This window comes from Bradyrhizobium sp. B097 (assembly GCF_038957035.1).
Taxonomy (GTDB): domain Bacteria; phylum Pseudomonadota; class Alphaproteobacteria; order Rhizobiales; family Xanthobacteraceae; genus Bradyrhizobium.
This window is the reverse complement of record NZ_CP152412.1, coordinates 6,867,331-6,892,554: the sequence shown is the minus strand read 5'-3', so window position 1 is coordinate 6,892,554 and position 25,224 is coordinate 6,867,331. Positions and strand designations below refer to the sequence as shown.

Below are 25,224 nucleotides of genomic sequence, written 5' to 3'. Positions count from 1 at the left end.
CGAGGCAACAACAACCTCCCGGGCGTTTGGCGCGATCAGACAGAGATCGCCGTGCCAGCTATGATGACCTCGCTGCGGCGCATCGTGTACAGTCCACGACCGAAAGCTGCAGATTGTGCACCGTCTCGATAACACCCGCGGTGTAGCGGGAAAGGACGGTCAGCCAATTGGCTATCCTCAATTGCTGTCTCCTTGTGGGCCTGATCGGGTGCCGATTTCCTTCAGCATAAAATGCTGGACCTTGCCCAATGCCGTTTTCGGTAGTTCTTGCGTGAAAATGATTTCGCGCGGTGCCTTAAAACGGGCGAGCTGTGATTGCACATGCGCCATCAGCGCTTCCGCTTCGATCTGGGCCCCCGGTCGCCTGATCACATAAGCGATCGGTACTTCCTCCCAGCGCGGATCGGGGCGACCGACGACCGCGCATTCCGCCACATCCGGATGGCCCATAAGCACGCGCTCCACTTCGGCCGGATAGATGTTCTCTCCGCCGGAAATAATCAGGTTCTTCTTGCGGTCGTGGACCCAAAAATATCCATCGGCGTCGCGGCGGCCGATGTCACCAGTACGATACCAACCATTACTCAAAGCCTCACGCGTAGCCCGTTGATTGCGCCAATATTCGTAGAAGACGTTGGGCCCACGTACCGCGATCTCGCCTGATGTACCGGGCGGCAACTTGCTGCCGGAACCATCGATGATCGCCGCTTCGCAGCAAAGACCGGGCAGGCCGCTTGACCCCTCAGGCACGAGATCTCCGCCGAGCTTCGTATACACAGCGATGGGGCAGGTCTCCGTCGAACCGTAAACCTGTAAGACTGGTACTCCGCGCATGACAAAGCGCTCGACAAGGCGCTGCGGCACCATCGTTGATCCGGTACAGATTGCTTTGAGCGCGGATAGGTCCGTGGTTTCCCATCGCGGATGGTGCGTCAGGGCTTGCATCATGGCAGGGACCAAGGCTGCCAGCGTGGGCCGGTCACGCTCAAACGAATCAAACGTTGCCTCCGGCGTAAAGCGGCTTTGGATAGTTACCGTGGCGCCGTGATGCAAACTTGGGGTCGTCTGGATGTTCAGACCGCCGACGTGGAAAAGCGGCAAAACCGTCAGGGCATGATCGGCCGAGGTGAGGTCATGCATGTGCTGGCTCATGACACCGTTCCACAGCAACGCTTCCTGGCGCAACACAGCGCCTTTCGGTCGCCCTGTGGTGCCCGACGTATAGACGATCAGAAGCGGGCAGGTCAGGTCCGCACGTGGATTGCTCCCGTCACCACCGTCTTCGTCTAGCAGATCGTCCAACTTGCTTCCGCCCAGAGGCGCAAAGTCCAACCCCACGAGGGAGGCATCGGGCAGTTGCCCCGTCAAAAGGGGCAAGACTGCGTCGAAGGACTGCTCAAGCACGAGCACCTTTGCCCCAGAGTCGGACAAGATGAAAAGCTGCTCGGCCGCCGCAAGGCGCCAATTCAATGGTACGAGGATTGCGCCGAGCCGCGCGCAGGCATAGAGCAGCGCCAGATAGTCAGGCCGGTTGAGGCTGAGGATCGCGATCCGGTCTCCTCTCTCGACGCCGAGCTGGCTCTCGAGCGCACGAGAAAGCCGCTCGATCCGTCGATTGAAGCCGGCGTAGGTTAGAGTCTGTCCCTCGAAATGGATCGCGGCTTTGTCGGGAGCATACGCCGCGTTGCGCTCAATCAGTGTGCAGAGATTCAATGTATTCTCCGTGTGGCTCGGCTCAGCACAATAGGTTTGTACTGATGCAGTTAAGCTGAGCTCGCAATTGCTTCGGGAATCCTCGATCACATGCTTCGGTCGTCCTTTGCACAGGCTATGATCACACGGCCTAAGCAGAACAACGCGGTCCTTGATGGATGTCATGGGTTGCGAACGATGGATATCGCTGGAGGAGTTTCAGGCACGTGAGCACTTACTCTGTTCTGCTCGGTCGCGTGCATCTGCGCGTGGTGATAGGCGCACCACGACGACTGTTTCTTGCCCGGCTTTTGATATACAGGCTCGCCGCACATATACGCCGCTCTGGGATCTCCATCTTTGAAGCCGACAATGGCCCGGCATTGGCCTTCAATGTGGTCGATTAACAGGACCTTCTTGACGTCGTCGGGCTCTTTCAACTTGCTGCTCCGCAGTGCCAAGCCATCTCTTGCGACATCGCGCCGGTCACGCCGGGCGACACTTGCAGCTCAAGCCTCTTGAAAACCTCCGCGGTCGCACGGTCTGTCGCACACTTGCGCGATGAGAAGGCCCTGCCAGCACCGGGAAAGCGGTGTGAACAGAGCGAAATGCTGCTTCGCCGGCCTGATTCCGGTACGGTGCCCCAGCAGAGGAAGGGTTCGGTTTCAAATTCGGGAAGCCGCGGCGCCCTGCAAAGGCTTGGGATCGAAATCGAGGTTGATCTCTTCTGACATCACCGGCCCTCTGGTGACCCGGCTTAGGAGCGCCCCATAGCACCGGTCCTGGAATGCCGAGCCATTCACAACGACCTGCGAGCCGTAGCGCCGCGATCATGACGCGCTGCATAGCCGTTTCGACCGACCCGCTGCCGGGGATGAGGATCGCGACCAACCATTGCGGCGTGGTTCTGATCAGGTGAGACATTCGCAATCCTTCACAATCCCAACGGCAGACGAAGATTCGTGCCAATCGCAAAATCGTACAACTTAACGTTACGTCCGATTCAAGCCCTTTTGGCAGCCGGTATGAACATGCCAAAACTCTCTGGTTTGCGGGAAAAGCGCCGCCGAGCAGTGCAGGGTTGACAGCATTCGACGCTTCGATCTGTGTCAGAAAATTCGTCATCCCATTGAGACTAGACTCACAGCAGGTGAGTCCGTTGCCGCAAACGCCTGCGCTTCCGCGATTGAGGTGCTCACCGCCCTCGGAGGCGATTTCGCGCCTGACGTCTGCAGCGCCGTCATTGATAGTTTAGTCGCAGCTGACGTGACAACGCCAAGTGCCGGATCCGACGATAATTGTCGATCAGGCCGGCCTGATCGGAAGGGAGTTTTTGGCCCTTGCGCCGTTCGAGCAACGAGCCGTGCGAATGTGCAAGCGGCCGTCATCGGACGCACGTCGCGGTCGGCGGCTTCCCCTGGTTCTGAGCTCATCGCAGCGTCTGATAGAGGCGGTAGAGCAGCCGCGCGCGCGGTTCAATCGATGAGACGTAGAGTTGCTCATAATAGGTATGCGCGCCCTTGCCGTCGACGCCGAGGCCGTCGAGCGTTGCGGTATGCGGTGCGGTGAAATTGCCGTCGGAGCCGCCGCCGGTGAAGACATCGAGCAGCTCGAAACCGAGTTCGGCGGCAAGCTCCCTGGCGTGTTCGTAAAGCGCAGCGCCGGCATTGCTCTTCTCGTAGGGCGGACGGTTCAATTCGCCTGTCACCTTCACGCTGACGCCCTCGGTGCGCGCGGTGATCCCGAGGATCTTCGGCACCAGCTCGTCGGCGTCGGCGATGGTCGGCACGCGCAGATCGACTTCCGCATGGGCCTCCTCGGCGATCACGTTCGGCTTGGTGCCGCCGCGGACGACGCCGACATTGACGGTGATGCCGCGCTTGAGATCGTTCATCGCCTCCAGCGCCAGGATCACATGGCCGAGCTCCCGGATCGCGCTGCGGCCGTCCTCGGGGCGCGTGCCTGCATGCGCCGGCGCGCCCTTGATGTGCACGTCGAAGCGCGCGACGCCCTTGCGTCCGGTGACGATCTTGCCGCCGTCGCGGGCGGGCTCGGTCACGAGCACGTATTTGGCCTTGCGGCCCTCGGCCTCGATCAGCGCCCGCGAGGTCGGGCTGCCGATCTCTTCGTCCGAGACGTAGAGCTGGGTGATGCCGAGCGGCGGGCGTGTGTCATCTGCGCAGATCTGCCGGAACGCATGATAGGCGAGATAGGCGCCGCCCTTCATGTCGTAAATACCAGGGCCGAATGCCCTGTCGCCCTCGACCTTGAACGGCAGGCGATCGATGAATCCCATCGGATGAACTGTGTCGAGATGGCTCAACACCAGAATGCCCGGTGCGTCCTGCCCCCAGGACGAGCGCGTGACCAAATGATCGCCACAGCCGTCACGGCCCGCAACGCGTTCGATGGTGACCGACAGGTCGCGATAGCCCGCCGCGACAAGATCGGCCAGTTTGTTGACCTGATCCGGCCGATCCGTTGGAGACTCGATCTCGACCCAGCGGCGGATGCCGTCGAGAATCGTAGCTGTTCCAAACGGATTGCTGGACATGGGTGTCTCTGTGAATCTGAGGGCATCGCTCACACAAGATCATGATAAGATTCACTTAATCGTATCGTGATCTAGCGCGAAGATCTTCGGATTCGCCTACTGTCATGGGGCAGGTGTGCCTCGGAAGGTTGGCCTTGGAAGCTTGGCCTTGCCGCGGCAATGATGCTACGCGACTGTCGATCGTAAAGGAGCTACCAAGGCTGGTAGGTATCGACGCAATTGCTCAAGCTCAAGGGTCTGTCCTGGTTGGAGCCGTTCTGGTGAGTTGTAGCCGTTCCGATCAGGACTGCTTTCGATATCAGCACAAATTGCATTCCCATGGCATTAATCCAGCCGCCTCGCGGGCGCTTGCTGCGATTGTCTCGTCGGCTGCTACTCGGGCCTCGGTCCTTCGGGCAACCAAGCGGAGGTGCCACTTAACAGAGATCAGCGATCGTCCTGTTCTTCTCTGCTAACGGCGACTTTCGTAAGTGGCACTCAATCTAGCAGCAAGGTTCGAAGCGCGCCCCTGAAGTTGATCAATGGATTGCCCTGGCCTGCCCGGGTCGCGACAATTCGTCCGATAAAGATGGTATGTGTGCCAACCACCTTGTGGTCGTACAAAACGCATTCGAGCGAACAACACGCGTTCGGCAATAGCGGTACATCGAGGACGCCTCGAATCCAGGGCGCGGTATCGAAGCGGTGAACACCTTTCGCACCCTTCTGGCCGCCAAAACGCAGTGCAAGGTCCTCCTGGTCGCTGCGGAGAAGGCTGACTCCAAAACTGCGGCTGGCCAGTATCCCATCATGGGTCTCGGAGCCGGTATTGATGCCAACGAGCAGGCACGGCGGCTCCATGGAGATCGACGTCATAGAACTAACCGTCAATCCGCGTCGTTCGTCGGCGGCTCCGGTCGCCACAATAGCGACACCGCTCGCCAGATGTCGCATGGCCTGACGGAACTCCGCCGATTGGATAGACGGAATTTCCCGAAGTGTAGGAGGGAACTGGTGGTGACTCATGACCCGTCTCTGGAGTTGTACATTTCTAGCGTCTCCTGTACGCAGTGATGACCTCGATTTCCGACCGGCGAGCCCAGATTGGTACCGGGGACCGCATCGATCATCAGCTACAATGATGACCTGACGGACGTGCAATATCTCGCCGCGTCGCGCCGGATCTGGGGTCGCCTCAGCAGGAGTGCGAGTTGCCGCCGCCCCTTTTCAAACGGGCGCTCCTCAAGAGACCTCCTGGCGCTGTACTGCCACGGTGAAAGTGCGGCCAGTGCTCATGGATTCGTGGTGCGCTCGGAGCAGCTGGGCTGGAGCCTTCCTACGTGCCCGTGCGTACAAGATGATGCCGATTCCGCTACCGGCGGGCGCCGGCCAGATTTTATCCGCATGTAACAGCATCGGCACCCTCACGTACTCTCACAAGAAGACGCTTTTTCGCATCGAGAAGATGCTCATCGAGCGTCGCGTGCAGCGCACCCCGCAGCTCCGGCGGGATCGAGCTATCTGTGTCGATCAATTCTCGAAACTTTCGAATGATGTGCTCTATCATGGCAATAGATCCGAGTGTTTCCATAGGCTGCGAGGACATCATCGATTATCTCCTTTGGAGCGCAGCGCGCACTTCGTCGCGGGCCCTGACCTCAACGACGTGCCGCTACAGGCTCTCGCCGACGAAGAGCGTTGGCTCTCGCGCCGCGTGCTCAACGCGAATTGCTTTGATCCGCGCGCGGGCAGGCGGCGCAGCCTCCCTGAAATCTCGCAGAAGCAATGCGCATTCGCACAAGCGATCTCGCCGCGTTTGTAAGTGTTGGTCTTGGTCGGAATCTTGAGACATCGGTCAACTCGGCTGTCATGCGTTGGAAACCGTGATCAGGCGCTGCAGTCGAGCGGCTGCGGCGCCCCGATCAAGCGATTCTTGCCCAAGTGCGACGCCTTCCTGCAGCGTCGAGGCCCGGCCGGCCACGATCAATGCCGCCGCCGCGTTCAAAAGTGCAGCGTCACGATGTCGACTTGGTGCGCCATCGAGCACGCTTTGCAGCGCGACGGCATGGATATCGGCATTGCCGCTCTCCGGCACGTCGTTGCGGCAGCGCGGGAGCCCGGCCTCTTCCGGCGTCACTTCGAAGGTGCGGACGGTGCCCGCCTCAAGCGCGGCAACAAAGGTCGGGCCGGTGAGGGTTATCTCGTCGAGCCCGTCCGAACCATGAACCACCCATACCGACTCGGCACCAAGGTTCCTCAACACCTGCGCCAGAGGCTGGACCCATTCGCGAGAGAATACCCCGACGATCTGCCGCTTGACCCTGGCCGGATTGGACAGAGGTCCGATTAGATCGAAGATCGTGTTGGTCCCTAGTGCGGTCCGGATCTGACGAACGCGCTGCATCGCCGGATAATGGGCCGACCCAAACATGAAGCCGATGCCGGCTTCGTGCACACAACGAGCAACGGCGTCAGGCTTGAGATCGATCTTTACGCCGAGGCGCACCAACACGTCTGCGGCGCCCGAGGCCGACGATGCAGCGCGGTTGGCATGTTTGGCGACAGGAACGCCGACCCCGGCGACGATAAAGGAGGCGAACGTCGACACGCTGATCGAACACAACGGGGCGTCGCCGGTGCTAGCGATATCGATGGCGTCGCATGCCGCCTCGACCCGCGGCATTTTATTCCGCATCGCGGAGGCTGCGCCGGTGACTTCTTCGACCGTTTCGCCGCGAACCCGCATTCCCAACAACAAGCCACCGATCTGCGAGGGGGTCGCGTGGCCCGACATCATGCTGTCGAAGGCTAACGCAGTTTCCTCACGCGTCAGAGTGGCGCCCGTCGCAACTTTTCCAATGATCGATTTAAGCGCTTCCATCGAACTTTACACGGTCCCTTGTCCAAACCTGACGCTCTTCCGTTCAACGGGGGCTTTCGTTAAAGAGACGTGGCATCGGCTGCATTGATGCAGTGCCCGCCCCGTCCGCGCGCGCCAGATGCCTCATTGACGCTTGCGTATCGTTCGGTTTGAGCGTGGGCCCCTTGGTGAGGCTACAACCTGACGCTACGTGAGGGTCAAGCTCTCCATTTCGTGGTGCGCTCAAGAGGAGATCATCGGCCGGCGAGAACAGTGTAGGCGCGTGGACGCCAGCACCGATGGGACTGTCTCATGCCGCCGCTTGCCGCGTCCGCCTCGATCGCAGCGTCCCTGCCGATTCACCGTATTCTTCGAAGTCTTTCGGCTTGCAGGTGCCGCCGTCGTGGGGCGATGAAGCAGGCCTCCTCTACCGGCTTCGGGAGTATCGATGCCAGTTAGATCGAAGCGCGACCTCATGACCTGCAAGATCGTGAATGAAAGATGCGCAGACCTCCCCGAACGACGTGCTGCATGTCCTCTCATTGATGCCACTGAAAACTCCTTCTCGTTACAGCGGCAGGCGAGCGCTTGTTCAAACGAATCAGGGGAAAGCCACGGCCAAATTCGAAGTTTTGACAGATGCAGACGACGATCGCGGCATCGTCATCGACTATGGGGCGACTACCTTCGAGGCTGGCGGGATCCATTATCATCATAACCCCTACCTCTCAGCTAGCGGAACGAGGTATGTCTCGAGCCATGCATCGTGTTCTGCGCCGCTTCACGGCCGGAACACGCCGTACTGTGGTGCATCGATCGGCGCATTGAGCGAGGCGCTCAATGCGATTGCGAGGGCGGTTCTGGTGTCGACCGGATCAAGAATGCCGTCGTCCCAGATTTCGGAGGTCGCAAAATAGGCGCTCGACCGCTCGCGATATTCTTCAAGGATGGGCTCTCGAATGGCTGCCAATTCCTGCTCCGAGAGGCGTCCTCCCGCGCGAGCCAATTGTCTCGCCTTGACGTGAGTGAGAACACCGGCAGCCTGCTCGGCACCCATCGCAGACATCTGGGAATTCGGCCAGCTGAACACAAACCGGGGATCAAACGCGCGTCCCGACATAGCGTATGTGCCTGCGCCGTGCGAGCTGTTACAAACGATCGTAAACTTCGGCACGGACGCTCCGGACACGGCCATGATCAGCTTGGCGCCGTCCTTGGTGATCCCACGCTGCTCATATTCGCGGCCAACCATGAAGCCCGTGACGTTCTGCAGGAAGAGCAGGGGCGTTCGGTTCTTGTCGCACAATTGGATGAAATGAGTACCCTTTTGCGCACTGTCGCCGAACAGCACGCCATTATTGGCAAGGATCCCGATTTGAAATCCATGAAGCCGCGCAAAGCCGCACACGAGTGATGTCCCATAGCGCGGCTGGTAATCATGAAATCGGCTGCCGTCGACCAGACGAGCGATGACCTCTCGCATGTCGAACTGCGCTCGCGTGTCCTTTGGAATGATACCGTAGAGTTCCGTCGCGCAATAGGCGGGCGGCTCAGGGGCGACTCGATCGATCCAGGTCTTCGCCGGCTGGTGGAAGCGAGCGACGACGTCGCGGGCAATCGCAATCGCATGAATCTCGGAGTTTGCGAAGTAATCACTGGTGCCCGACACGCTGGTATGCATGAGGGCGCCCCCAAGCTCTTCGGCGGATACTTGTTCCCCGGTGGCAGCCTTCACGACCGGGGGGCCACCGAGGAAGATCGCTCCTGCACCCTCGACCATAATGTTGTATTCACTAAGCGCTGGGACGTAGGCCCCTGCCGCGGTGCATTGGCCCATGACGATGGCGACCTGCGGCACTCCCATCTTCGAGAGAATGGATTGATTGCGGAGAATTCGACCGGCATGGTAGCGATCAGCAAAGAACTCCGCCTGCAAAGGCAGGAATCCCCCGGCGCAGTCGCACAGATGAACCACCGGCAGACGGTTTTCGAGAGCGATATCTAAGGCCCGCACGATCTTCTTGACCGAGAGCGGATACCATGCGCCGCTCTTCACGCTGGCATCGTCAGCGTGAACAATCACCTCCCGACCCGCCACAATGCCGATGCCGACGACCTGCGCAGCGCCTGGCACCTCGCCGTCGTATGCCTTGTTAGCGGCCAGGGTGGAAAGCTCCAGGAATGGGGTTTCCGGATCGAGCAAGGCCGTGAGGCGCTCGCGAACAAACAGTTTATTTTGCCGACGCAGCCGCTCGAAGTCCCGCTCGGGCCGGTCGAAGCGGGCAACGCGTTGGCGTTCCTTCAAGTCGGCCGCAAGTTGTCTGTTGTGGAGGTCGTTGCGACGAAACTCCCGTGAGTTCACGTCCGCCACGGAACCGATCCGCTGCATTTCAGCGCCCTTCTTTGGAGAGCGTGACCAGCACAGCGTCGCGCTCGAAGCTCTCGCCTTCCTTGACGTGAATTCGATCGACGATGCCATCCTGTGGTGAGCGTATGATCGTTTCCAGCTTCATGCTTTCAATCATCATCAGCGCCATTCCCGCTGAGACTGCCTGACCAGGCGAAACGGTGGTCGCAACAACCACGCCAGGCATCGGCGCCCGGGCAACCCGCGGACGTGCCTCGTCATTCCCGGAAACGAGCGCTCGCAATGGGTCATTGTAGCGCAATACGCGCGTTCTGCCGCGTATGTGTAGGTGAATGAGCTCGCCCTCGATGGCGAACCGAACCGGTTCGCTCTCGCCTGCGATGGTCAGGATCCCGCTGCTGTCGCTGTGCCGGGTGAAAGCGACGGGGGCGATCACTTGATCACACAGATGGAGACGGTAGCCCTGCTGGCTGGCTGAAAGCCACAATTTGTGATCCACGCCGTCGACCTCGAATGAGTGATACACGTCAATTCCTCCAGCTGCCGAGCGCCGCGTGAAGCTCGGGCACGGCATCGGCCGACTCGCGGACCGGCCCCGTCAGGAGAGCAGCCGATGCCAGGAACGCAGACATTCCGGCAGCAAAGTTACCCGCTGCGAGATGCGGGTTCTCTTCGAGGTATCCCGTATGGAACTGACCGTCGAGAAATGCCTCGTCGGAAAGGATCCGGGCGAGTAAGCCTGCGTTTGTCTCGCACCCAAGGAGAACCAGCTCCCGAACCGCGCGATGGGCGTTCAGAGCAGCCTCTATGCGGCTTGGTGAATGCACGATGATCTTGGCGAGCATGGGATCGAACGCCGGCGTGATGTTCTGACCTTGCATGATGCCGCTGTCGATCCGTACGTTATCCGGATACTCGAGAAGAAGTACTTTCCCAGTGGTCGGGACGTAGCCGCGTTCCGGAGCTTCCGCGTACAATCTGAGCTCGATTGCATGCCCATTCGAAACAATATCGGACTGCGAAAGCGCAAGTTCGCGACCCGCTGCCGCATAGACCTGTTCGGCGATCAGATCGACGCCGGTGATCATCTCGGTCACGGGATGCTCGACCTGAAGGCGTGTATTCATTTCGAGAAAGTGGAACTCTCTCCCGCTGAAGATGAACTCGACCGTTCCTGCATTTTGATAGTTCGCTGCACGGGCGATGCCGACTGCGGTCTCGCAAATTCGTGTCCGCAATTCTGGTGATAGTGCCGGCGAGGGTGTTTCCTCGATGATCTTCTGGAAACGACGCTGCACCGAACACTCGCGCTCGAAGAGATGGACCAAGTTTCCGAAGGAGTCACCGAGCACCTGTACTTCAATGTGTCGCGGGCCTTCGATATATCGTTCGACGTAAAGTCGGCCGTCTCCAAAGTAGCGGCGCGCTTCACCGCGTGCCTGCTCAATGGCGACCTCCAATGCATCAAGATCGCGTACGATCCGCATGCCCTTGCCGCCACCGCCCCCTGATGGCTTCACGAGCAAAGGAGCTCCAATAGCCCAGGCTCTCGAAACGAATGTCGCCGGGTCATCTTCCTCGATGGCGCATGGCACGACTGGAAAGCCATTGCTCTGAACGAAATTGCGGGCGCGGATCTTGTCGCCCATGAGTTCGATAGTTTCTGGAGCGGGTCCGATGAACGCAATACCGGCCTTTTTAACCGTCCTGGCGAATTCCGCATTCTCGGCAAGCAATCCGTAACCGGGATGCAGCGCGCCGGCGTTCGCTCTGTGGGCGGCCGCGATGATCTGCGCGATGTCCAGATAGCTCGCGATCGGCGTGCGGCCGGTGATCGGAATCGCTAAGTCGGCCATGGAGACGGCGGGGGTCTGCGCGTCGACCTCGTGGTAGGCAATTGCGGAGCGAAGTCCAAGGGTGCGTAACGTTTTGATGATTCGTGTGGCTATCTCGCCCCTATTGGCGATCAGAACTGTATCGAAGGGCAATTTGTGCATTTGCTTATCCGGACAAGCGCGCTGGAACCAGCAGCGTTTGTCAGTTGCGAGCGACCGTGCTCGTTCATCTGTCCTCGCGTGACCGTCCTGCAGGTCGGGCTGGGGCGGCTTCTGAGCGTGAGGGACGCGAACAGGCCGCCTGGTCCGCGATCCTTCACTTCGCGTCGTCGCTTCGCTTTCCTGTATCTCGAACGGAGATGACGTGGCGACATTGCTGACTGAGGCTCGCTTGCTTGGATCTGAGACAAGCAGTGATAGCGGCTCGATCGGGTATGTGGCTGCTACAGAGGCGGAACACGTCGTCCATGCATGCCTCTTTCTCCTCTGCAGTCGGCGCTTGATCGCGCGCGCTAACAGGCTCGGGGATTGCAGCAGACACTGCGACAGCAAGAGCGATGGCGCAGTGGTAGGCGTTGAGGCGCGAAGCCAATTGGAAGCATTGGTTTTGAATCATGATTGTTCCTTCAAGTCGGTAGGTCTGCTGTATTGTTCGTCCCGTGCACGCGCAACATGAAACGGGAAACAGGCTGGAATTGGTCAAGTGCCAGTGCCTGCGAGCCGGCTCTATCGCTTCTGCGGACCTAGCCACGCTCGGCGCTCGTCCTCTGTCGGCAACGACGCAATCAGCACCTATCGTGGTCGGGACCGAGTCCCAGGCGGACGGGAGGCATTCGCAGCCGAGCTCGCTGAGCAAGTGATCATTCTTAGGCTTCCGGTGATCGTGTGGTCGGGTCCGCCATGCGAGGCATTGCGTGGGCGTGGCATGCTTTAAGGTGCCGGATTCGGCCGACTAACCTGCCAGCCGACTGATGACGCCATAGCCGGTGCGCCGCAGGATCGAACAAGACTTGCGGCCCGGGCCAAGGTGTCGCGTGGCAGAGCGACGAGGCAGAAGCCAGGTGCGCTTAAGCCGTTGCGAATGATGCACTCGATGGTGGGGAGTGAACCATGGTCGCGCGCGCCTGGGTCATGCGTGGTGTAGTCTTGCAATCTTTATTCCATTTGATGTGAAGACGACGGGCGAGAATTCTGAGATGGAGCCTTTGCCGAGCGCCCGTTCCCATGCGGCTCGTGCGACGGGAGAGCGTCCCGCGCAGATCTCGAAACGCGTGATTTGGTCCAGCCGCGGCTGGACCAGCCTCCGATGAGATGTAGACAACAATGCATTCGGAGGATCCTAGCATCGTGATTGAGTCTTGCGGAACGAGCTTGGATGCTTGAGACATTTGCAATTCTCAGTACCTGTCGGGAAGCGTCAAGATTGTCGGAGGTGGTCCCCACTTGTGTAGGATCGTACAATCTAACGCCACGTGCGATTCAAGCATTTTCGTGCGTCCCAATCGCCTGAAGATGCCTGGCTGGGGTGTGCGGATATTTTGTATGAGTTTCGGCTGCAAGGTCGCACATCGTGTTTTCTGAACGGCGACGGCTGTGCATGGCGCGGGGCAGCGCAAGCAACAATCAGCGCCTGCTTCCGATGTGACGATCGCGTTGGGAAAGGGAGGCCTCCAGCGTCGCTGTTACGTAATTGTACGTAGCGCCGGTGTCGCATTTCTTTGATCTGCGACTTGCATGCTCATGGCATGAATCCGAAAAGTAAACTCTGCGAGCCCGACCACTGGCGAGGCCGTGCGGAAGCAACGCGAAAGAAAGCGGACGCGCTCGCTTACGGCAAACCCAGAGATCGGCTTCTTAAGATTGCCATGGAGTACGACAAGCTGGCACGGCGTGCCCAAGAGTGGCAGACGCGCAGAAACTCGGACGATACATGGCCTGATCAGGATCTGTAGGCCGTCGCCGCGTCTCGAACAAACGCCCGCATAGACCGCTACGGAGCATTATCGGTGAAGAAAATGTCAACCGTCGCTCGGTGCGGGCAAGTCAGTGGCGCTTGCATGCGACGTCGAGGTGACGCCATATGCGAGCCGCACCGGCGGGTTCTGGGTCGCGCTAGATGGCTCCCAATCGAATCGTGAAAGCCCGGAACGCCCTGGCGTGCAGCACGAACTAGCCGCCGAGGGCGGGCCGATTAACGGAGACGATGGAGGCTTGACGTCGAATTCGTAGGGCGCGGCGGCGTTGTCCTTGCCGATGCATTCGACCTCGAAGGCGCGGAAGAAATAAAGCTTCCAGCCGCGCTCGCGCTGCTGTTGCGAACGGATCTCAGCTGCCCCCCCAGCAGCAGCGAACGCCTCGAGGACTGGCCGACCTTGCGGCGGATGTCGCGGATGATCCGGCCGAGTCGGCTCCGCAGGATGCGTCGAAAAACCCTTGTATACCCGCCCACCATTTTGTCGTGAGCTTCGCGAGTTCGTCGAGGTTATGCACTCATAAGAACGCTGCGATGATCCAGCAAACACCAGTCCAGAGCAGCGCATTTAGGAGAAGCGCGGCCAGCGGCCACAGGTTCCGCCCCCTTTGCGCCTGCCAAGATCGGCAAACAGCGCCGTAATGCCTGATCCTGGGTTGCCTTGGTGTGCGCCAGTGCGTCATTCATCACACGCCACGCTGGTCCACGGAAAAAGGCTGGCGTCTGGATGCCTCGTATCAGTCATAAGGTCGTCTTTCAAAAGCTCGGGTGTCATCATCTTGTTTGTTGCGCGGGAGCATCCAGCGGATGATTTTGTCGCGCGGCTTTCACTGCATCGATCAGGACCAATCAATAGTCCATTGTGAATTGTTGCTTGGATATATTGCCTCCTGTTGGTTCGTGTTTCTTTACCACAGCAATCAGCATGCCACCGGCGGAGAAGTCCCGGCACCGCTTTGGCACAAAAAATACGTGTCTGTCGGGTTCGACGACATGGACTAGCTGCCCGTAGTCGGATTCGTGACATCGATGTCTGAAAGACAGCACCGGAAGTAGCAGGTAAAGGGTGAGTGGTCTGCTAGCGCCATACCGGCAACAATGCGTTAGGAACTGCATCGTAATGACGCGGCGCAAGACCCGCCGATGGTCGCAGTTGCAGTCAATACAGCGGGCTAATCACCTTCTCGGATCGTTACCCTGTAAGGAGGCACTGAGATGGCAGGCGATCCTGCTAGATGTTGTCTCAGCGCTCAATCAAGGAGGCAGTATGCCGAGCATCCGCGCCTCTGATGCGAGCCCAGTCGATTTAGTCCTTATACAACTCAACCGTGGTCACATAGATGACGCATTGGCAATGTTTCAGACTCGGCAAACCAGAAGGCCACGAATGATCAAGTACCGCATCACGAAGCAGCATCGCCGCCGAGGCGATATCGCCTTTGACCCGGTGCGGGTGCCACGCGGCTTGCGAGCCATAATGGGAGTGTAGATGTTGGAGGCCATTATATGGAGCATGCCGGGATGACGATAGATCCATTGGCGGTGAACTGACGGGCCGCGATCGGCCAATTTCATATGCTCAAGCACATCTCCGGGGGACCGGAATGGGCAGGGGCAAGGAGAGCTTGTTTTGCAAGTCCGAAAGCTCAAGAGCAGAATTCCTGTTGCCGAAGTGCGCGCTGCTCGCCGATGTGCGGCTAGCGCTTGCTGGCATCGATGAGCAAGATGCCCGCGTGAAATTCGCTTGGTGACGGGGTTATCTGGCGGGCCCACCCGCCGGGCCCATCATCAGCGTGAAAGTCCAATTTGCGCGCTGATTCGGATCGAGTAGATCGTGCAGGGCCCGCATTCGGGCAATCAGGGGTTCGTGAGAGCGTTCGTCGGGTCCCTGAAACGCGAAGTGAACGTCCGAAAACTAATGGTAGGAGAACAAGTGATGATGGACATCTGCGGTTTTCTCAGCAGATGGTTCGCTGAAGAGTGGTATGGGAACGCTGCGCTGACGACCGTGCTGGCGCCGGTTAACCAGCTGCGAGACAACGTCATCTACGTCGACTTCAAAGCGATCCGCGAGGCAAAGGAGGGGGCGTGCGAGCGCAGATCATAGAGAAGCTGGAGGCCGGCCGCGTACAATGCGGCCAGTTCGCCAGCGTTCCGGGATCAGGCCCTTGCGGCCTGTTCTTTGTGCAGGGGCCTTGCGGGTGCGAATTGAAGATCAGTGGATTACTCCGTCCTGGCTGGGAGCATGTCGCTGTCTCGACGCCGCGGCGTTGTCCGAACTGGGAAGAGATGTGCTTCGTCAAAAACCTGTTCTGGGATGAGGAGGAGTGTGTAATGCAACTGCATCCGCGACATTCGCAATATGTGAATAACAGCCGGTATTGCCTGCACCTGTGGAGACCCACTCATCAGGACATTCCAATGCCCCCGCCGAGTTTTGTAGGCATCGTCGGGCTAGGACCATCCGAAGCGGCAACGTTGTTTGCGCGGATGAGCGCGACCGCATGATGAGTTGGGCCAACGATATCCGCGCCAAAGATGAGGCCGAGCACGTGCAGAAACATCGGTTCGGCGACCGCCGGAAGGTCGCGCCACCAGCGGACATGTCGGGTTCTACCGCCTGTCAACAACGTACAGGGGTTCTGAAGCGTAAAATCACTGCTGCCGAGCAGGAGGCGCTGACTGTGTACCTGAACCGGTTCAAGAGATGTCTCATATGCCAGGTGCGGCCAATTCCAGTGGACGGAACGATAGATTGAGTTGGTCTTGGAGGAATTGACGCCAGTGTTTGCGAAATCGTGCTGAACATCGGTCCGGGGACAACGGCAGCGTCTCACCAAGGCCGATGGCCGGCCACCTTCCAAGAGCTACAAGCACGTCGCCCACCGCCCTCGCGTCTGGAGCGGGGCTCGGTGAGTAAAAACGGCCGACTCGCCAGATCGCCTGCATGGGTGCGACAGCATGTCCAAACTTGTTTGCTCGTCAGCTCGTCGTCAGCTAGCCGCAATATCATTTGCGGGCAGGGCGCAAGCAGTCCGCACCCGCTCTGAGGAAACGTACGCCCAAGAGGCAGCCGCCATGGATAATCGTGTTAGTAGCCAATCGATACGTATCGATCATGCTGACGAACTGGGTCAGTCGCCAGACAGTAGCAACTTTTCGCAAGCACTTACGGATCTCGCGCAACGCGAGATCCTGGCACCTGAGGAGCTGTACGACAAAATGGGGATCTGCTGCAGCAAGCCACATACCTCAGATGCAAACGTTTACAGTCCAGGCTCCTCAAACCCCAGCACATCCTCTCTGTCCTCCAACTCAAATCCCTCCTCTCCGGCCAGGCCGATCCGTCCCCTGTTCCAATACAGGACTGCTGAATTGCCCGGGGCCAATGTCAACGGTATCTGCGTTGGTCTGTCTGCGGAGTGGCTCCTCAATCTCGATCGCAGTCCCTCCTCCCGAATGCGTGCGCTGCGCCCGGGTGCTCAAAGCCACGCCTCAGCGGCAACGCGGCAGCAGCGGTATGAAGATCTCAATACGCAGCTGCGAAGCGATAGGGCGGGAGGTTCTCACAACCTTCGGGCAACAATTACAATGCTACGCGAGGCGGGCTTGGATCCATCCGTCGACCAGACGCGGTATAGGTTTGGTACATCTTCGCGCATTGCCCAGATAGTGGACGAAGTCACCGAAGACCCATCGATCTATCTGCTCGGCTTGCGGTTCGCCGGACGTGGCGCACACACATTGGCAACGTCGACGTCGAATGGAACGACGACCCTCTTTGATCCCAACTATGGAGAATTCACTGTTCGGTCAGATCAGTTGGGTGAGCTGTTAAAAAGTCTCGCCGACCGCTACAGTAACCTGAACGGATATGATATATCGACGGTCGCCACACAGAAGATAATCTGAGTGTTTCGGCACGTCTGACGTACCTTGCCGATGTCCACGCGCGGATCCTCTGGCGGAGCGGCGGCGATCGAGACTGAGAACGTTCGCATCGGCTCTAGGGTGCAACACCGTCGGCCGCGAAGGCCGATTGTGCCGCCGCTAAAGTGCGCTAGATATACCGATCCTGGAGCTCACCGCAGCCCTGAAGATGTTAGAGCGTGGGCTTGACGAGGGCCCTCGGAAAGTTGTGTGGCGAGGCGCCGAGAGTTTGCAAGATCGCCTGCTCTTCTCTTCCGGGCGCTCTTCATACACGTTGCTCACGCTGCCAGATGTCGGCTACGTCAGCCTGCGTAGCTCACGCTCGTCACGATGCGTACGAGCGACGACGCCCGTCCGTGGCTTTCAACTGCGATAATATGAATGAACAACTCACCGGACCGGTAACCTTTGGCGGGAGACGGTCCCGGCTAGGTCGGGTTCGCTCGTCAGACGGCGCCGCGCTCGTCGAGTCAGCCGCGCGCGGCTGACTTCACCATGCAGACATTGCTCATGCCGCACGTCATCGAAGGATTATTTCCTTGGCTGGATGTTCGTCGGCAGCTATGCCAACGGGGATCTCGCCGAAAGCTAGACATTCGATGGCGAAACGAGTCACGAGAAGTGGTTCTTCGAGACCTGGCGGTACTCGAAAGACCTCGACTTCACGGTGCACGATGAGGCCGGTTGGTCCGGCATACTGAACCGTCAGTTTCCGGCATTGCTGCCGATCGGCCGTTCTGGGAGCAACGAGCTCTCATCCGCCTTTACCGAGCCGCTTGTCAGGTTCGCGACCAACGTCGGAAAGCCGACGATACGCAGGTCCAGACCAAGCGCAAAATCGGGAGTTTCATCTTGGCGCGCTGCTTGCTTTGTTCGCGGCGTCATCGTCGATGGCTTTCAAGGGAGGTGGATAATTGGCCTCATTGGGCAGAGGCGGGGAGATTGGCCATGTCGCGAGCTGCGGTAGAGCTATTCGTCAAGAATTTAGCCGAAGAGGGGCGGCTGCTCGAAAACCTCAAACAGAGTGCTAAAGGCTTTCGACGAACTGTGGAGCCCGGTTTGGAATACGCAACCCGATTGCGTCCACAACTCCGTCAAGCCGCCTGCGTTTTGGTGGTGTCCGGGGCATCTGTTTGGGTATCTCTGTGTTCAAGGACCTTTTTTGTACAGATATGAGAAGAAGTCCAACCATCTCGCGGATAAATGTAGCGAACACGCATCCGATCGATGTGTACATCTCGCCCGTCAACTTGACAGCCAATGGCAGAGCACATCTCGGGCACGCTGCCGGGCCATTCCTTAGAATGGATGTCGTACAGAAGCACCTGAAGAGGGCAGGGCATCATGTCCGCTCTGGGCTGACGACGGACGGTTTCGAGAACCATGTCCTGGTCCGAGCGGCTCGTGAGAAAGTTGACCCATCGGACCTGGCACATGGCTTCCATATCAAAATTGTGGAAGATCTTGCCTCACTAGGTCTCGTTTTCGATCATTTCGATGATCCGGCGTATGGCGGGAATCTGCAACGATTCTCGAATGTAAGCAACGCGCTCATGGGCGCTTTGCTTGCAGCCGGCGCGCTACATTTCCGCCCAGTACGCTTACCAATGGACGATGCGGTTTCCACGGCCATGCCACGAGAGGAGCGCTTCTGTATTGGAGGCTGGTTTGGTGCAACCTGTCCGGTTTGTGAAGCGTCTGCGGGTAGCTTCTTCTGCGAACACTGTGGCCATCATTTCGAGCCCGAGGACGCGTTGAGCCCAGTATCGAGGCGAGGGCGGATCGTAGAATGGACGGACAACATCTCCGCCTTTCTCTCAATTTCGGGAAACGACCGTCTCCGACGGGAATGGGAGGACACGGCCATCGAAGCTTGCTTCCTGGACATAGGGAAGCGGTATGTCGCACGCACAGGACAGCAAATGCGGGTGACCGTACCGGGACTGCATGGATTGGCTTGGAATTCGTCGCATTGCAATACGCAGCAGATATTGTTTAGCTATTCCTCGTTACTCTACGCTCATTCGCTCTATTGCGGGCATAAAGACACGGAAGGCTCCGGCAAGCCGAGTCCGTTTTCCCGCGAGTCCGATGCGTTCCTCATTAGCGCTACAGGTATAGATAACACGATTCCGATGCTTGTCGGAGTTACAGGATGTGCGTTGGGGCAGAACTCGTTTCGCCCGTTTGATCGAGTTTTCTTTAATCACTTCCTTCGGCTGAACGGATCGAAGTTCTCCACCAGTCGCGGTCACGTGATCTGGGTAGGTGAAATCGCTCGAATTCCGCACATATCTGTCGATGTTCTTCGGGTGTACCTGTCGGAAATTTGCCCGGAAGAGACCGAGACCGATTTGGTGTCGGAGCAGTTGGCCGATCGTTACAACGCAATTGTCGATAAGATATCTGCAGCCATCGACCGTTGCACCAAGTCCATAAACGGCGTGCCGGCTCTCACCAGCTGTTACGTAGATGCTGCGATGATGATCACGCTGGATCGGCTCTATGAGAAACAATGTACCGCCCTTTCGCTGGACCATCTGCGAGTATCCCAAGCATCGATATCGGTTGTCGAATGGGTCGATTATGTCGGTGCCGCGCCGGACCTTCAGACGGCTTACACATGGTTGATGGGGTTTAGCATACTGGCCTGGCCTCTGATGCCAACGATAACGCAAGCTGTATGGCACTGGCTCGGTCATAGCGGACATCCCCTTGCCGCATGCGCTTCGAGGCCTTCAACCCAGCGAAGCGGAACAGTGCCGAAACTCAACGGGAGCAGGTTAGCGGCCGCAGATGTTGATCGATGCCTTCCCGGGAAGATCGCGGCATGACACCGGCCACGAACATCGTTCCGGTCGAAGAATTGCCCAACGCTGTCTCGTCGGAAGTCTCAATCCCCTTCATGCTTGGTAGCATCAGCCTGGCGGCATCCTATGGCTCGAGTTTCTTTCTCGTGGACGCCCTGCGGTCCATTGGACAAAGTGCCACGACCGCCGGCGCCGTCATTTCGACCGGTACCGTCGCGACAATACTCTGTTCGCTTGTAGCTGGCCGCATTGCCGATGTACTGGGCATGATGCGAACGATCACCCTTGCAGCGGCGATGATGGCGATAGCGATGAGTTGTTTCGCATCAGCATCAATTCTGACGCTCTTCGCTTACATCGGCGGGCTTTTTCTCGGCGTTGGATGGTCAGTGTTCTACATACTGGCGCCTCTTCAAGTCTTGTGCCACGTGCGAGCTGACGCCCGTCTCAAGTATCTTACGTTGCTTTCCGGATCTCAAATGCTGGGCATCGGGCTTGCTGCCCCCCTCGCACGCGCCATTGCGGAAGTGGCTGGATCCTACATTGCAGTTTACGCTTTCTTTGCCGTCGCATGTCTCGTTGGGACGACGCTTTTGGCGTTCGCCGGTGGGGCACTGGCGCAAGCTCCCCGGATCAAAATGCCGACCGTACGACTTACATTCGAAGGCGTGCTGGGAATCCTTAAATCGAACACGCGCTATCCGATAATCATGATCGGCGTCGGGGCCTGCGTTTTCGCGGGTCTTTCAACGTTCCAAGCGCTTTACGCTGCGTCGCGAGCGCAATCTCCCGATACATTCTTTCTGGTCTTCACGCTGACAGCCGTCTTCTTGCGGTTTGCAGTGGCGCCGGTAATCGGAAAGTTTCGCCTCGAGCGCGTGGCCGCGCTTCTCATTGTGTGCACTATCGCGGGACTGGTCATCCTCTTCGTGAATGCAGGTAATACGGCAACCTATATCCTCGGGACAACGATGTTCGCGCTGGGATATGGTCTCAGCTACTCGACATTGAACAGTATGGTTGTTCACATTGCAGGTAATGATGGGACATCGTTGGCCATTGCTTCTCAGGTCTTCACACTTTCCTACTTCATCGGCCTATTCGGATTTCCATACATCGCCGCGGAGATCGTGAAAGCCGGCAGCTTCGATTATCTGCTGATGAGCATGATCATGCTTATCGTCGCCAATGGCGTACTTCTTACAACTCAAGTCTTCTCAACCAGCGGGGAGCATTGAGTGGCTCCGTTTAGGGATCATGGGATGCTGAAGGACGGCGGTAGCTGTGACGTAATCGCGATCGGTGCCGGGCCGTCGAATCTAAGCTTGGCAGCGCTCGCGGCGCCGATCCCGAAAATGTCCTTGCACATCCTGGAAAGGTCAGAGACGCTTCAGTGGCATCCAGGCCTGCTCATAGGGGGGGCCGTGATGCAAACCAGCCCGTTAAAGGACCTGGTCACACCGGCGGATCCGACGAGCGCATACAGCTTTCTCGCCTATTTGCATGATCAAAGACGACTTTATCAAGCCATTGTCCGTGGACTCGAGCGGGTTAGCCGGAGTGAATTTGAAGATTATTTGCGATGGGCAGCGAAAAAGCTGACGAACATTCGATTTGGCGAACATGTTATTGCTCTCGAACTCCGTGGCAACTCCTTTGAGGTCATAACCAGTCGCCGCAGATACCAAACATCAACGACGGTGCTTGGCGTGGGTAGAGTGCCGTCTATTCCTGATTGGGGCCGGAATGCACCGTCAAACGAGGTGTTTCACGCGAGCGCCCTTCTTCTCCAGCGCCGCGAATTGTCGAGCAAGCGCGTTGTGGTCGTCGGCGGCGGCCAAAGCGGGGCCGAAGCATTTCTTCATCTGCTGAGTGGTGCATGCGGCGCGCTGGGGACCCTGGCATGGGTGACGCGCCGCGCAAACATATTCGCGCTCGAAGATAGTCCTTTCGTCAATGAATGGTTCTTTCCGCAATATGGTGGTTGGTTTTTTGAGCAAAGTGACTCCACGCGAACTCAAATTCTGGAGCGACAGTCATTGGCCAGCGATGGCGTCAACAGCTCGACGCTTCGCGCTATCTACAACGCGCTGTACGATCGGGAGGTTCATGGGCGGGCTTACCCGAATCACGTGGAAATACGCGTCGACACCACGGCCGAGGACTTGCGCGGCTTATCTCCCTTTCGCTTGGGCTTGCGTCAGCGAACGACAGGCGTTTGTTCAGAACATGTCGCGGATATTGTCGTCTTAGCCACAGGCTACCGCACCGAAATCCCTTCGCTTCTGGAGCCGATCGCAAGCCGGCTCACGGTCGTGAGTGCTCCCGGTGGCTCTCAGGAGATCGTGGTCGAGCCGGACTTTTCGGCTCGTTTTGATGGCCCCGAAGAATGTCGCTTGTACGTGCAGAATGGCGCGCGCTTTCAACATGGCATCGCTGATACAAATCTGAGCTTGGTTCCTTGGCGCGCTTCAACGATCCTCAATTCTATCGTCGGCCGCGTCGTTTACGATTGTCGACCTGCAACGGGCGTCGTCAAGTGGAGTAGCGTTGGCTTCGAGGGTTCGTGTTGAAAAACTCGGCAGCATGCCGCCGCCACCCTATGTTCATTCGGAGTACACTATGAAGAATGCGCGGTTGATGACCCTGGGCGACATGACGGTCTATAGCCCTGGTGTATTGATGCAGCACGTCGAAGAAATAGCTGATCTTGAGACCGCTTGTCCGGTCGATCTCATCGAATTCCAGCTGGATCCGCTTGCGGTGTCGACGCCTCATTCCCATCCGTCAAGCGAGATCTGGCGCATCACGAGCGGCCACGGTCGGGTGATAACTGACGATGGTTCGTTGGTGGTCACGGCAGGAGACCTGGTGTTTCTGCAGCCTGGTCGAACCCATCATTTAGAAAATCGCGGCAGTGAAGTGTTGAGCGCTTTGTCCATCTCCTGGAAAGAAGCTCGATGACCGACGGGATTTGTGATCTTGCCGTCATCGGCGCCGGCGTCATGGGCCTAAGTGCCGCCTTCATGGCAGCGCGCAATAGTCCGCGGGAAAGAATCGTCATCTTCGAACGAGATACCGTTGGGGCAGGTGCCAGTGGGTTTGCTCCCGGAATCCAGGTCAACATCTGTCGCAATGAAAAGGAAAGAAGCCTCGTCAATCGTGGTTCGAAATTCTGGCGAGGGATCTATCCCCATGGGCTTTGGCGCAACGGCCGAGACTGTGACGTGTATTGGTTGACGCGCACTCCCAACCAACTCGCCCGACTGAGTAGCGTGGGCGGTACTACCCCATCAACTTCTTTTGCGCTGACCGAGAGGCTTTCCTCGCTGTCCCGTTTTGTGATCCCCGACGGTATGGCTGTGGCACTGGATCGGGGTTCTTACAGTCCAGTGAATTTCATTGTTCAGGATCTGGCCCAAAGGCTCAAGGCCGTCGGTATTTCGATATGCGAAAGGACACCTATTGAAAGGATACGGCAGGGGCGAAGCAATCTTCGTCTCCAAACCTCTGATCGTGGCGAAATCACGGCGAGGCGGGCCATCCTGGCAATTGGTCCCTGGCTACCCGATTCGCCCTTGCGTGAGCTTCTCGCAGAGGAGCCGCGATTGCGAGTTAAAAAGGTGGTCGCGCTTCACTTGGCGGCGCGCCCCACCCCAACGTGTCCAATGATCGGCTTGCTCGATGACTACGCTTTCCTCATTCCCATGATCGAGGAGGGATATTGGTTGTTCAGCTTTACCTCGCAGGAATGGGATGTGAAGCCCGACGCCGATGGGCTGCATGTCAGTCCGGATGATCTCGTGCGCGCCACCGCAATCCTGGCAAAATGGTTCTCCTCGGACGTGCCCGCGGTGGCCTCAGCGCGTGTGTTCTGCGACTGCTATTCTGACGATGGCGTCCCGTTCTCCCGGCCAGCTAGCAATGTCGCCGGTCTGTACGTCATTGGGGGTGGAGCAGGTAATGGGTTTCGCTTTGGGCCCGCTTGTGCGGAACAGGCGATACGTTCCCTGTATGCGCCGTAGTCGCCGTGTCAATCACCGTGACAAGAGGGGGACCATGCCAGATACAGGGGATATCGAAGTCAACTTCTCTCACAAATTTGCAGATACCGGTTGTCGCGACAGCTCAAGATCGACCATGATTGTTGATCTCAGCGCCATTCAATCCAATTATCGGAAGTGTCAGGCGCTTGCGCCAAACAGCGCCTGCGGCGCAGTTGTCAAGGCTGACGCGTACGGTCTTGGCGCGGCGCGCATAGCGCCCTTCCTTGCACACCTTGGCTGTACGCATTTTTTTGTAGCTGATCTGGAGGAAGGCATTGCGCTGCGCGATGTGCTGCCGTCATCTGCAAAGATCTACATGCTCCACGGCGTTATGTCAGGTATGGAGCTGTTGGCCGAGCAGCATGACTTGTTGCCGATTCTCAACAGCAGAGAACAACTGGAAGCCTGGCTTCGGCATTGCCGACTTCGCAATCGCGCGTTGCCAGCAGGTATCCATGTCGACACCGGCCTGTCTCGACTGGGTTTTGCGATTGATGAGTTGCAGGCAATCGCCGAGAATGAAGACGGGCTGTCGGAATTGCCTATAAGGTTGTTCATGAGTCAGCTCGCCTGTGCCGAGTGGCGAAACGAGATCAGTCTTCGGCAGTTGAAGCGGTTCCGCAAACTTACCTATTTGTTCCCGAAAGCTATTCTTTCATTGTCGAACTCGGCCGGTCTATTCGCCGGATGTGAATTTCATTTTGACCTCATAAGGTCCGGTGGAGGGATTTTCGGCCTTTCAACGTCCGATGATCCCTGCTTCAAGCCGTCGCAAGTTGTTCGTCTGCGAACGCAAATCATTCAATGCCGCAAGGTAAAGCATGGGGAAGCGATCGGATATTACGGATCCTACCGCGCGAGGAGGCGGATGCGTGTCGCGACCGCCTCCATCGGTTACGGAGATGGGTTCCCGCGCATTCTGGGCAATCGAGGGTATGCATTTATATGTGGTACGCGTGTGCCAATCGTCGGCTTCGTTTCGATGGATCTTATGACTGTTGACGTAACTGATCTGCCCGAGAGTTGGACGGCGCCGGGCAGCTTGGTCGACCTGATCTGCCCCGAGCAAACCGTGGGAGATATGGCGTCAGCCGCGAAAATGCTGAGCGATGAATTGACCACAGCAATTGGGCGGCGGTGCTGCAAACTTTATGTTTCAGCGAAATGATGTGAGGCAA

Annotated in this window: 20 protein-coding genes and 1 pseudogene; 11 read left to right on the top strand and 10 right to left on the bottom strand. The window is 58.2% G+C overall.

What is annotated here, in order from left to right:
- Positions 1–177: 177 nt before the first annotated feature.
- The 4 genes from AAFG07_RS31750 to AAFG07_RS31735 all read right to left on the bottom strand — a co-directional run bounded on the left by AAFG07_RS31750 (position 178) and on the right by AAFG07_RS31735 (position 5,251).
- A complete protein-coding gene (locus AAFG07_RS31750; RefSeq protein WP_342729297.1) occupies positions 178–1,713 on the bottom strand; it encodes a long-chain fatty acid--CoA ligase in 1,536 nt (511 codons plus the stop codon).
- Positions 1,714–1,874: 161 nt separating this feature from the next.
- On the bottom strand, positions 1,875–2,132 hold the full coding sequence (locus tag AAFG07_RS31745) for a hypothetical protein (RefSeq protein WP_342723669.1): 258 nt from the start codon (positions 2,130–2,132) through the stop codon (positions 1,875–1,877).
- A 989-nt stretch (positions 2,133–3,121) separates the two neighbouring features.
- Positions 3,122–4,246, bottom strand: a complete 1,125-nt coding sequence (locus AAFG07_RS31740) for a M20 family metallopeptidase (protein ID WP_342723668.1) — start codon at positions 4,244–4,246, stop codon at positions 3,122–3,124.
- A gap of 477 nt (positions 4,247–4,723) precedes the next feature.
- Complete coding sequence (locus AAFG07_RS31735; protein ID WP_342723667.1) at positions 4,724–5,251, bottom strand: flavin reductase family protein; 528 nt, start codon at positions 5,249–5,251, stop codon at positions 4,724–4,726.
- 331 nt (positions 5,252–5,582) lie between these two features.
- Between AAFG07_RS31735 and AAFG07_RS31730 the strand changes: the two genes are divergently transcribed.
- A complete protein-coding gene (locus AAFG07_RS31730) occupies positions 5,583–6,047 on the top strand; it encodes a hypothetical protein (protein ID WP_342723666.1) in 465 nt (154 codons plus the stop codon).
- Between the two features lie 45 nt (positions 6,048–6,092).
- Here AAFG07_RS31730 and trpD read toward each other — a convergent pair whose 3' ends face one another.
- The 5 genes and pseudogenes from trpD to AAFG07_RS31705 form a co-directional block, all read right to left on the bottom strand.
- A complete protein-coding gene (gene trpD / locus AAFG07_RS31725; RefSeq protein ID WP_342723665.1) occupies positions 6,093–7,106 on the bottom strand; it encodes an anthranilate phosphoribosyltransferase in 1,014 nt (337 codons plus the stop codon).
- A gap of 760 nt (positions 7,107–7,866) precedes the next feature.
- Positions 7,867–9,474 (bottom strand): carboxyl transferase domain-containing protein, encoded by a 1,608-nt coding sequence (locus AAFG07_RS31720; protein ID WP_342723664.1) that lies wholly within the window; start codon positions 9,472–9,474, stop codon positions 7,867–7,869.
- A 1-nt stretch (position 9,475) separates the two neighbouring features.
- Positions 9,476–9,979, bottom strand: coding sequence for a biotin/lipoyl-containing protein (locus AAFG07_RS31715; protein WP_342723663.1), 504 nt, complete (start codon positions 9,977–9,979; stop codon positions 9,476–9,478).
- 1 nt (position 9,980) lies between these two features.
- Entirely contained in the window at positions 9,981–11,450 is a 1,470-nt protein-coding gene (locus AAFG07_RS31710; RefSeq protein ID WP_342723662.1) for a biotin carboxylase N-terminal domain-containing protein, read from the bottom strand.
- Positions 11,451–13,460: 2,010 nt separating this feature from the next.
- Positions 13,461–13,710: pseudogene (locus tag AAFG07_RS31705) on the bottom strand (IS5/IS1182 family transposase); the annotation flags it as partial.
- Between the two features lie 1,154 nt (positions 13,711–14,864).
- Between AAFG07_RS31705 and AAFG07_RS31700 the strand changes: the two are divergent.
- From AAFG07_RS31700 to AAFG07_RS31685, 4 genes are all read left to right on the top strand, one after another.
- On the top strand, positions 14,865–15,011 hold the full coding sequence (locus tag AAFG07_RS31700; RefSeq protein ID WP_342723661.1) for a hypothetical protein: 147 nt from the start codon (positions 14,865–14,867) through the stop codon (positions 15,009–15,011).
- Positions 15,012–15,196: 185 nt separating this feature from the next.
- Positions 15,197–15,367, top strand: coding sequence for a hypothetical protein (locus tag AAFG07_RS31695; protein WP_342723660.1), 171 nt, complete (start codon positions 15,197–15,199; stop codon positions 15,365–15,367).
- 397 nt (positions 15,368–15,764) lie between these two features.
- Entirely contained in the window at positions 15,765–16,019 is a 255-nt protein-coding gene (locus tag AAFG07_RS31690) for a hypothetical protein (RefSeq protein ID WP_342723659.1), read from the top strand.
- Between the two features lie 319 nt (positions 16,020–16,338).
- The gene (locus AAFG07_RS31685; protein WP_342723658.1) at positions 16,339–17,172 is read left to right on the top strand and encodes a YopT-type cysteine protease domain-containing protein; all 834 of its coding nucleotides are present in this window, start codon (positions 16,339–16,341) and stop codon (positions 17,170–17,172) included.
- A 723-nt stretch (positions 17,173–17,895) separates the two neighbouring features.
- Here AAFG07_RS31685 and AAFG07_RS31680 read toward each other — a convergent pair.
- Positions 17,896–18,075 carry a hypothetical protein gene (locus AAFG07_RS31680; protein WP_342723657.1) on the bottom strand — a complete coding sequence of 60 codons (180 nt, stop codon included), beginning with the start codon at positions 18,073–18,075 and terminating at the stop codon, positions 17,896–17,898.
- Positions 18,076–18,494: 419 nt separating this feature from the next.
- Here AAFG07_RS31680 and AAFG07_RS31675 point away from each other — a divergent pair, with 419 nt between their 5' ends.
- The 6 genes from AAFG07_RS31675 to alr are packed head-to-tail and all read left to right on the top strand — an operon-like array spanning position 18,495 to position 25,214.
- The gene (locus tag AAFG07_RS31675; protein WP_342723656.1) at positions 18,495–20,024 is read left to right on the top strand and encodes a class I tRNA ligase family protein; all 1,530 of its coding nucleotides are present in this window, start codon (positions 18,495–18,497) and stop codon (positions 20,022–20,024) included.
- Positions 20,021–21,238, top strand: coding sequence for an MFS transporter (locus AAFG07_RS31670; RefSeq protein ID WP_342723655.1), 1,218 nt, complete (start codon positions 20,021–20,023; stop codon positions 21,236–21,238). The genes AAFG07_RS31675 and AAFG07_RS31670 overlap by 4 nt, the downstream gene beginning before the upstream one ends.
- 24 nt (positions 21,239–21,262) lie before the next feature.
- Positions 21,263–22,573, top strand: a complete 1,311-nt coding sequence (locus tag AAFG07_RS31665) for a SidA/IucD/PvdA family monooxygenase (RefSeq protein WP_342723654.1) — start codon at positions 21,263–21,265, stop codon at positions 22,571–22,573.
- A 49-nt stretch (positions 22,574–22,622) separates the two neighbouring features.
- Positions 22,623–22,964, top strand: a complete 342-nt coding sequence (locus AAFG07_RS31660; RefSeq protein WP_342723653.1) for a cupin domain-containing protein — start codon at positions 22,623–22,625, stop codon at positions 22,962–22,964.
- Positions 22,961–24,025 (top strand): FAD-binding oxidoreductase, encoded by a 1,065-nt coding sequence (locus tag AAFG07_RS31655; RefSeq protein WP_342723652.1) that lies wholly within the window; start codon positions 22,961–22,963, stop codon positions 24,023–24,025. Before AAFG07_RS31660 ends, AAFG07_RS31655 begins: the two co-directional genes overlap by 4 nt.
- Positions 24,026–24,059: 34 nt before the next feature.
- Positions 24,060–25,214: an alanine racemase gene (alr, locus tag AAFG07_RS31650; RefSeq protein WP_342723651.1), complete on the top strand. Its 1,155-nt coding sequence runs from the start codon at positions 24,060–24,062 to the stop codon at positions 25,212–25,214.
- The last annotated feature ends 10 nt before the right edge of the window (positions 25,215–25,224 follow it).

Bases quoted from the DNA above. Each gene is read 5' to 3' on its own strand.
- AAFG07_RS31660 (WP_342723653.1), top strand. From the start codon at position 22,623: ATGAAGAATGCGCGGTTGATGACCCTGGGCGACATGACGGTCTATAGC.
- AAFG07_RS31720 (WP_342723664.1), bottom strand. From the start codon at position 9,474: ATGCAGCGGATCGGTTCCGTGGCGGACGTGAACTCACGGGAGTTTCGT.
- AAFG07_RS31740 (WP_342723668.1), bottom strand. From the start codon at position 4,246: ATGTCCAGCAATCCGTTTGGAACAGCTACGATTCTCGACGGCATCCGC.
- AAFG07_RS31710 (WP_342723662.1), bottom strand. From the start codon at position 11,450: ATGCACAAATTGCCCTTCGATACAGTTCTGATCGCCAATAGGGGCGAG.
- AAFG07_RS31735 (WP_342723667.1), bottom strand. From the start codon at position 5,251: ATGAGTCACCACCAGTTCCCTCCTACACTTCGGGAAATTCCGTCTATC.
- AAFG07_RS31700 (WP_342723661.1), top strand. From the start codon at position 14,865: ATGGGCAGGGGCAAGGAGAGCTTGTTTTGCAAGTCCGAAAGCTCAAGA.
- AAFG07_RS31655 (WP_342723652.1), top strand. From the start codon at position 22,961: ATGACCGACGGGATTTGTGATCTTGCCGTCATCGGCGCCGGCGTCATG.
- AAFG07_RS31695 (WP_342723660.1), top strand. From the start codon at position 15,197: ATGATGGACATCTGCGGTTTTCTCAGCAGATGGTTCGCTGAAGAGTGG.
- trpD (WP_342723665.1), bottom strand. From the start codon at position 7,106: ATGGAAGCGCTTAAATCGATCATTGGAAAAGTTGCGACGGGCGCCACT.
- AAFG07_RS31680 (WP_342723657.1), bottom strand. From the start codon at position 18,075: ATGACGCCGCGAACAAAGCAAGCAGCGCGCCAAGATGAAACTCCCGAT.
- AAFG07_RS31730 (WP_342723666.1), top strand. From the start codon at position 5,583: ATGATGCCGATTCCGCTACCGGCGGGCGCCGGCCAGATTTTATCCGCA.
- AAFG07_RS31670 (WP_342723655.1), top strand. From the start codon at position 20,021: ATGACACCGGCCACGAACATCGTTCCGGTCGAAGAATTGCCCAACGCT.
- alr (WP_342723651.1), top strand. From the start codon at position 24,060: ATGCCAGATACAGGGGATATCGAAGTCAACTTCTCTCACAAATTTGCA.
- AAFG07_RS31685 (WP_342723658.1), top strand. From the start codon at position 16,339: ATGGATAATCGTGTTAGTAGCCAATCGATACGTATCGATCATGCTGAC.
- AAFG07_RS31675 (WP_342723656.1), top strand. From the start codon at position 18,495: ATGGATGTCGTACAGAAGCACCTGAAGAGGGCAGGGCATCATGTCCGC.
- AAFG07_RS31665 (WP_342723654.1), top strand. From the start codon at position 21,263: ATGCTGAAGGACGGCGGTAGCTGTGACGTAATCGCGATCGGTGCCGGG.
- AAFG07_RS31690 (WP_342723659.1), top strand. From the start codon at position 15,765: ATGATGAGTTGGGCCAACGATATCCGCGCCAAAGATGAGGCCGAGCAC.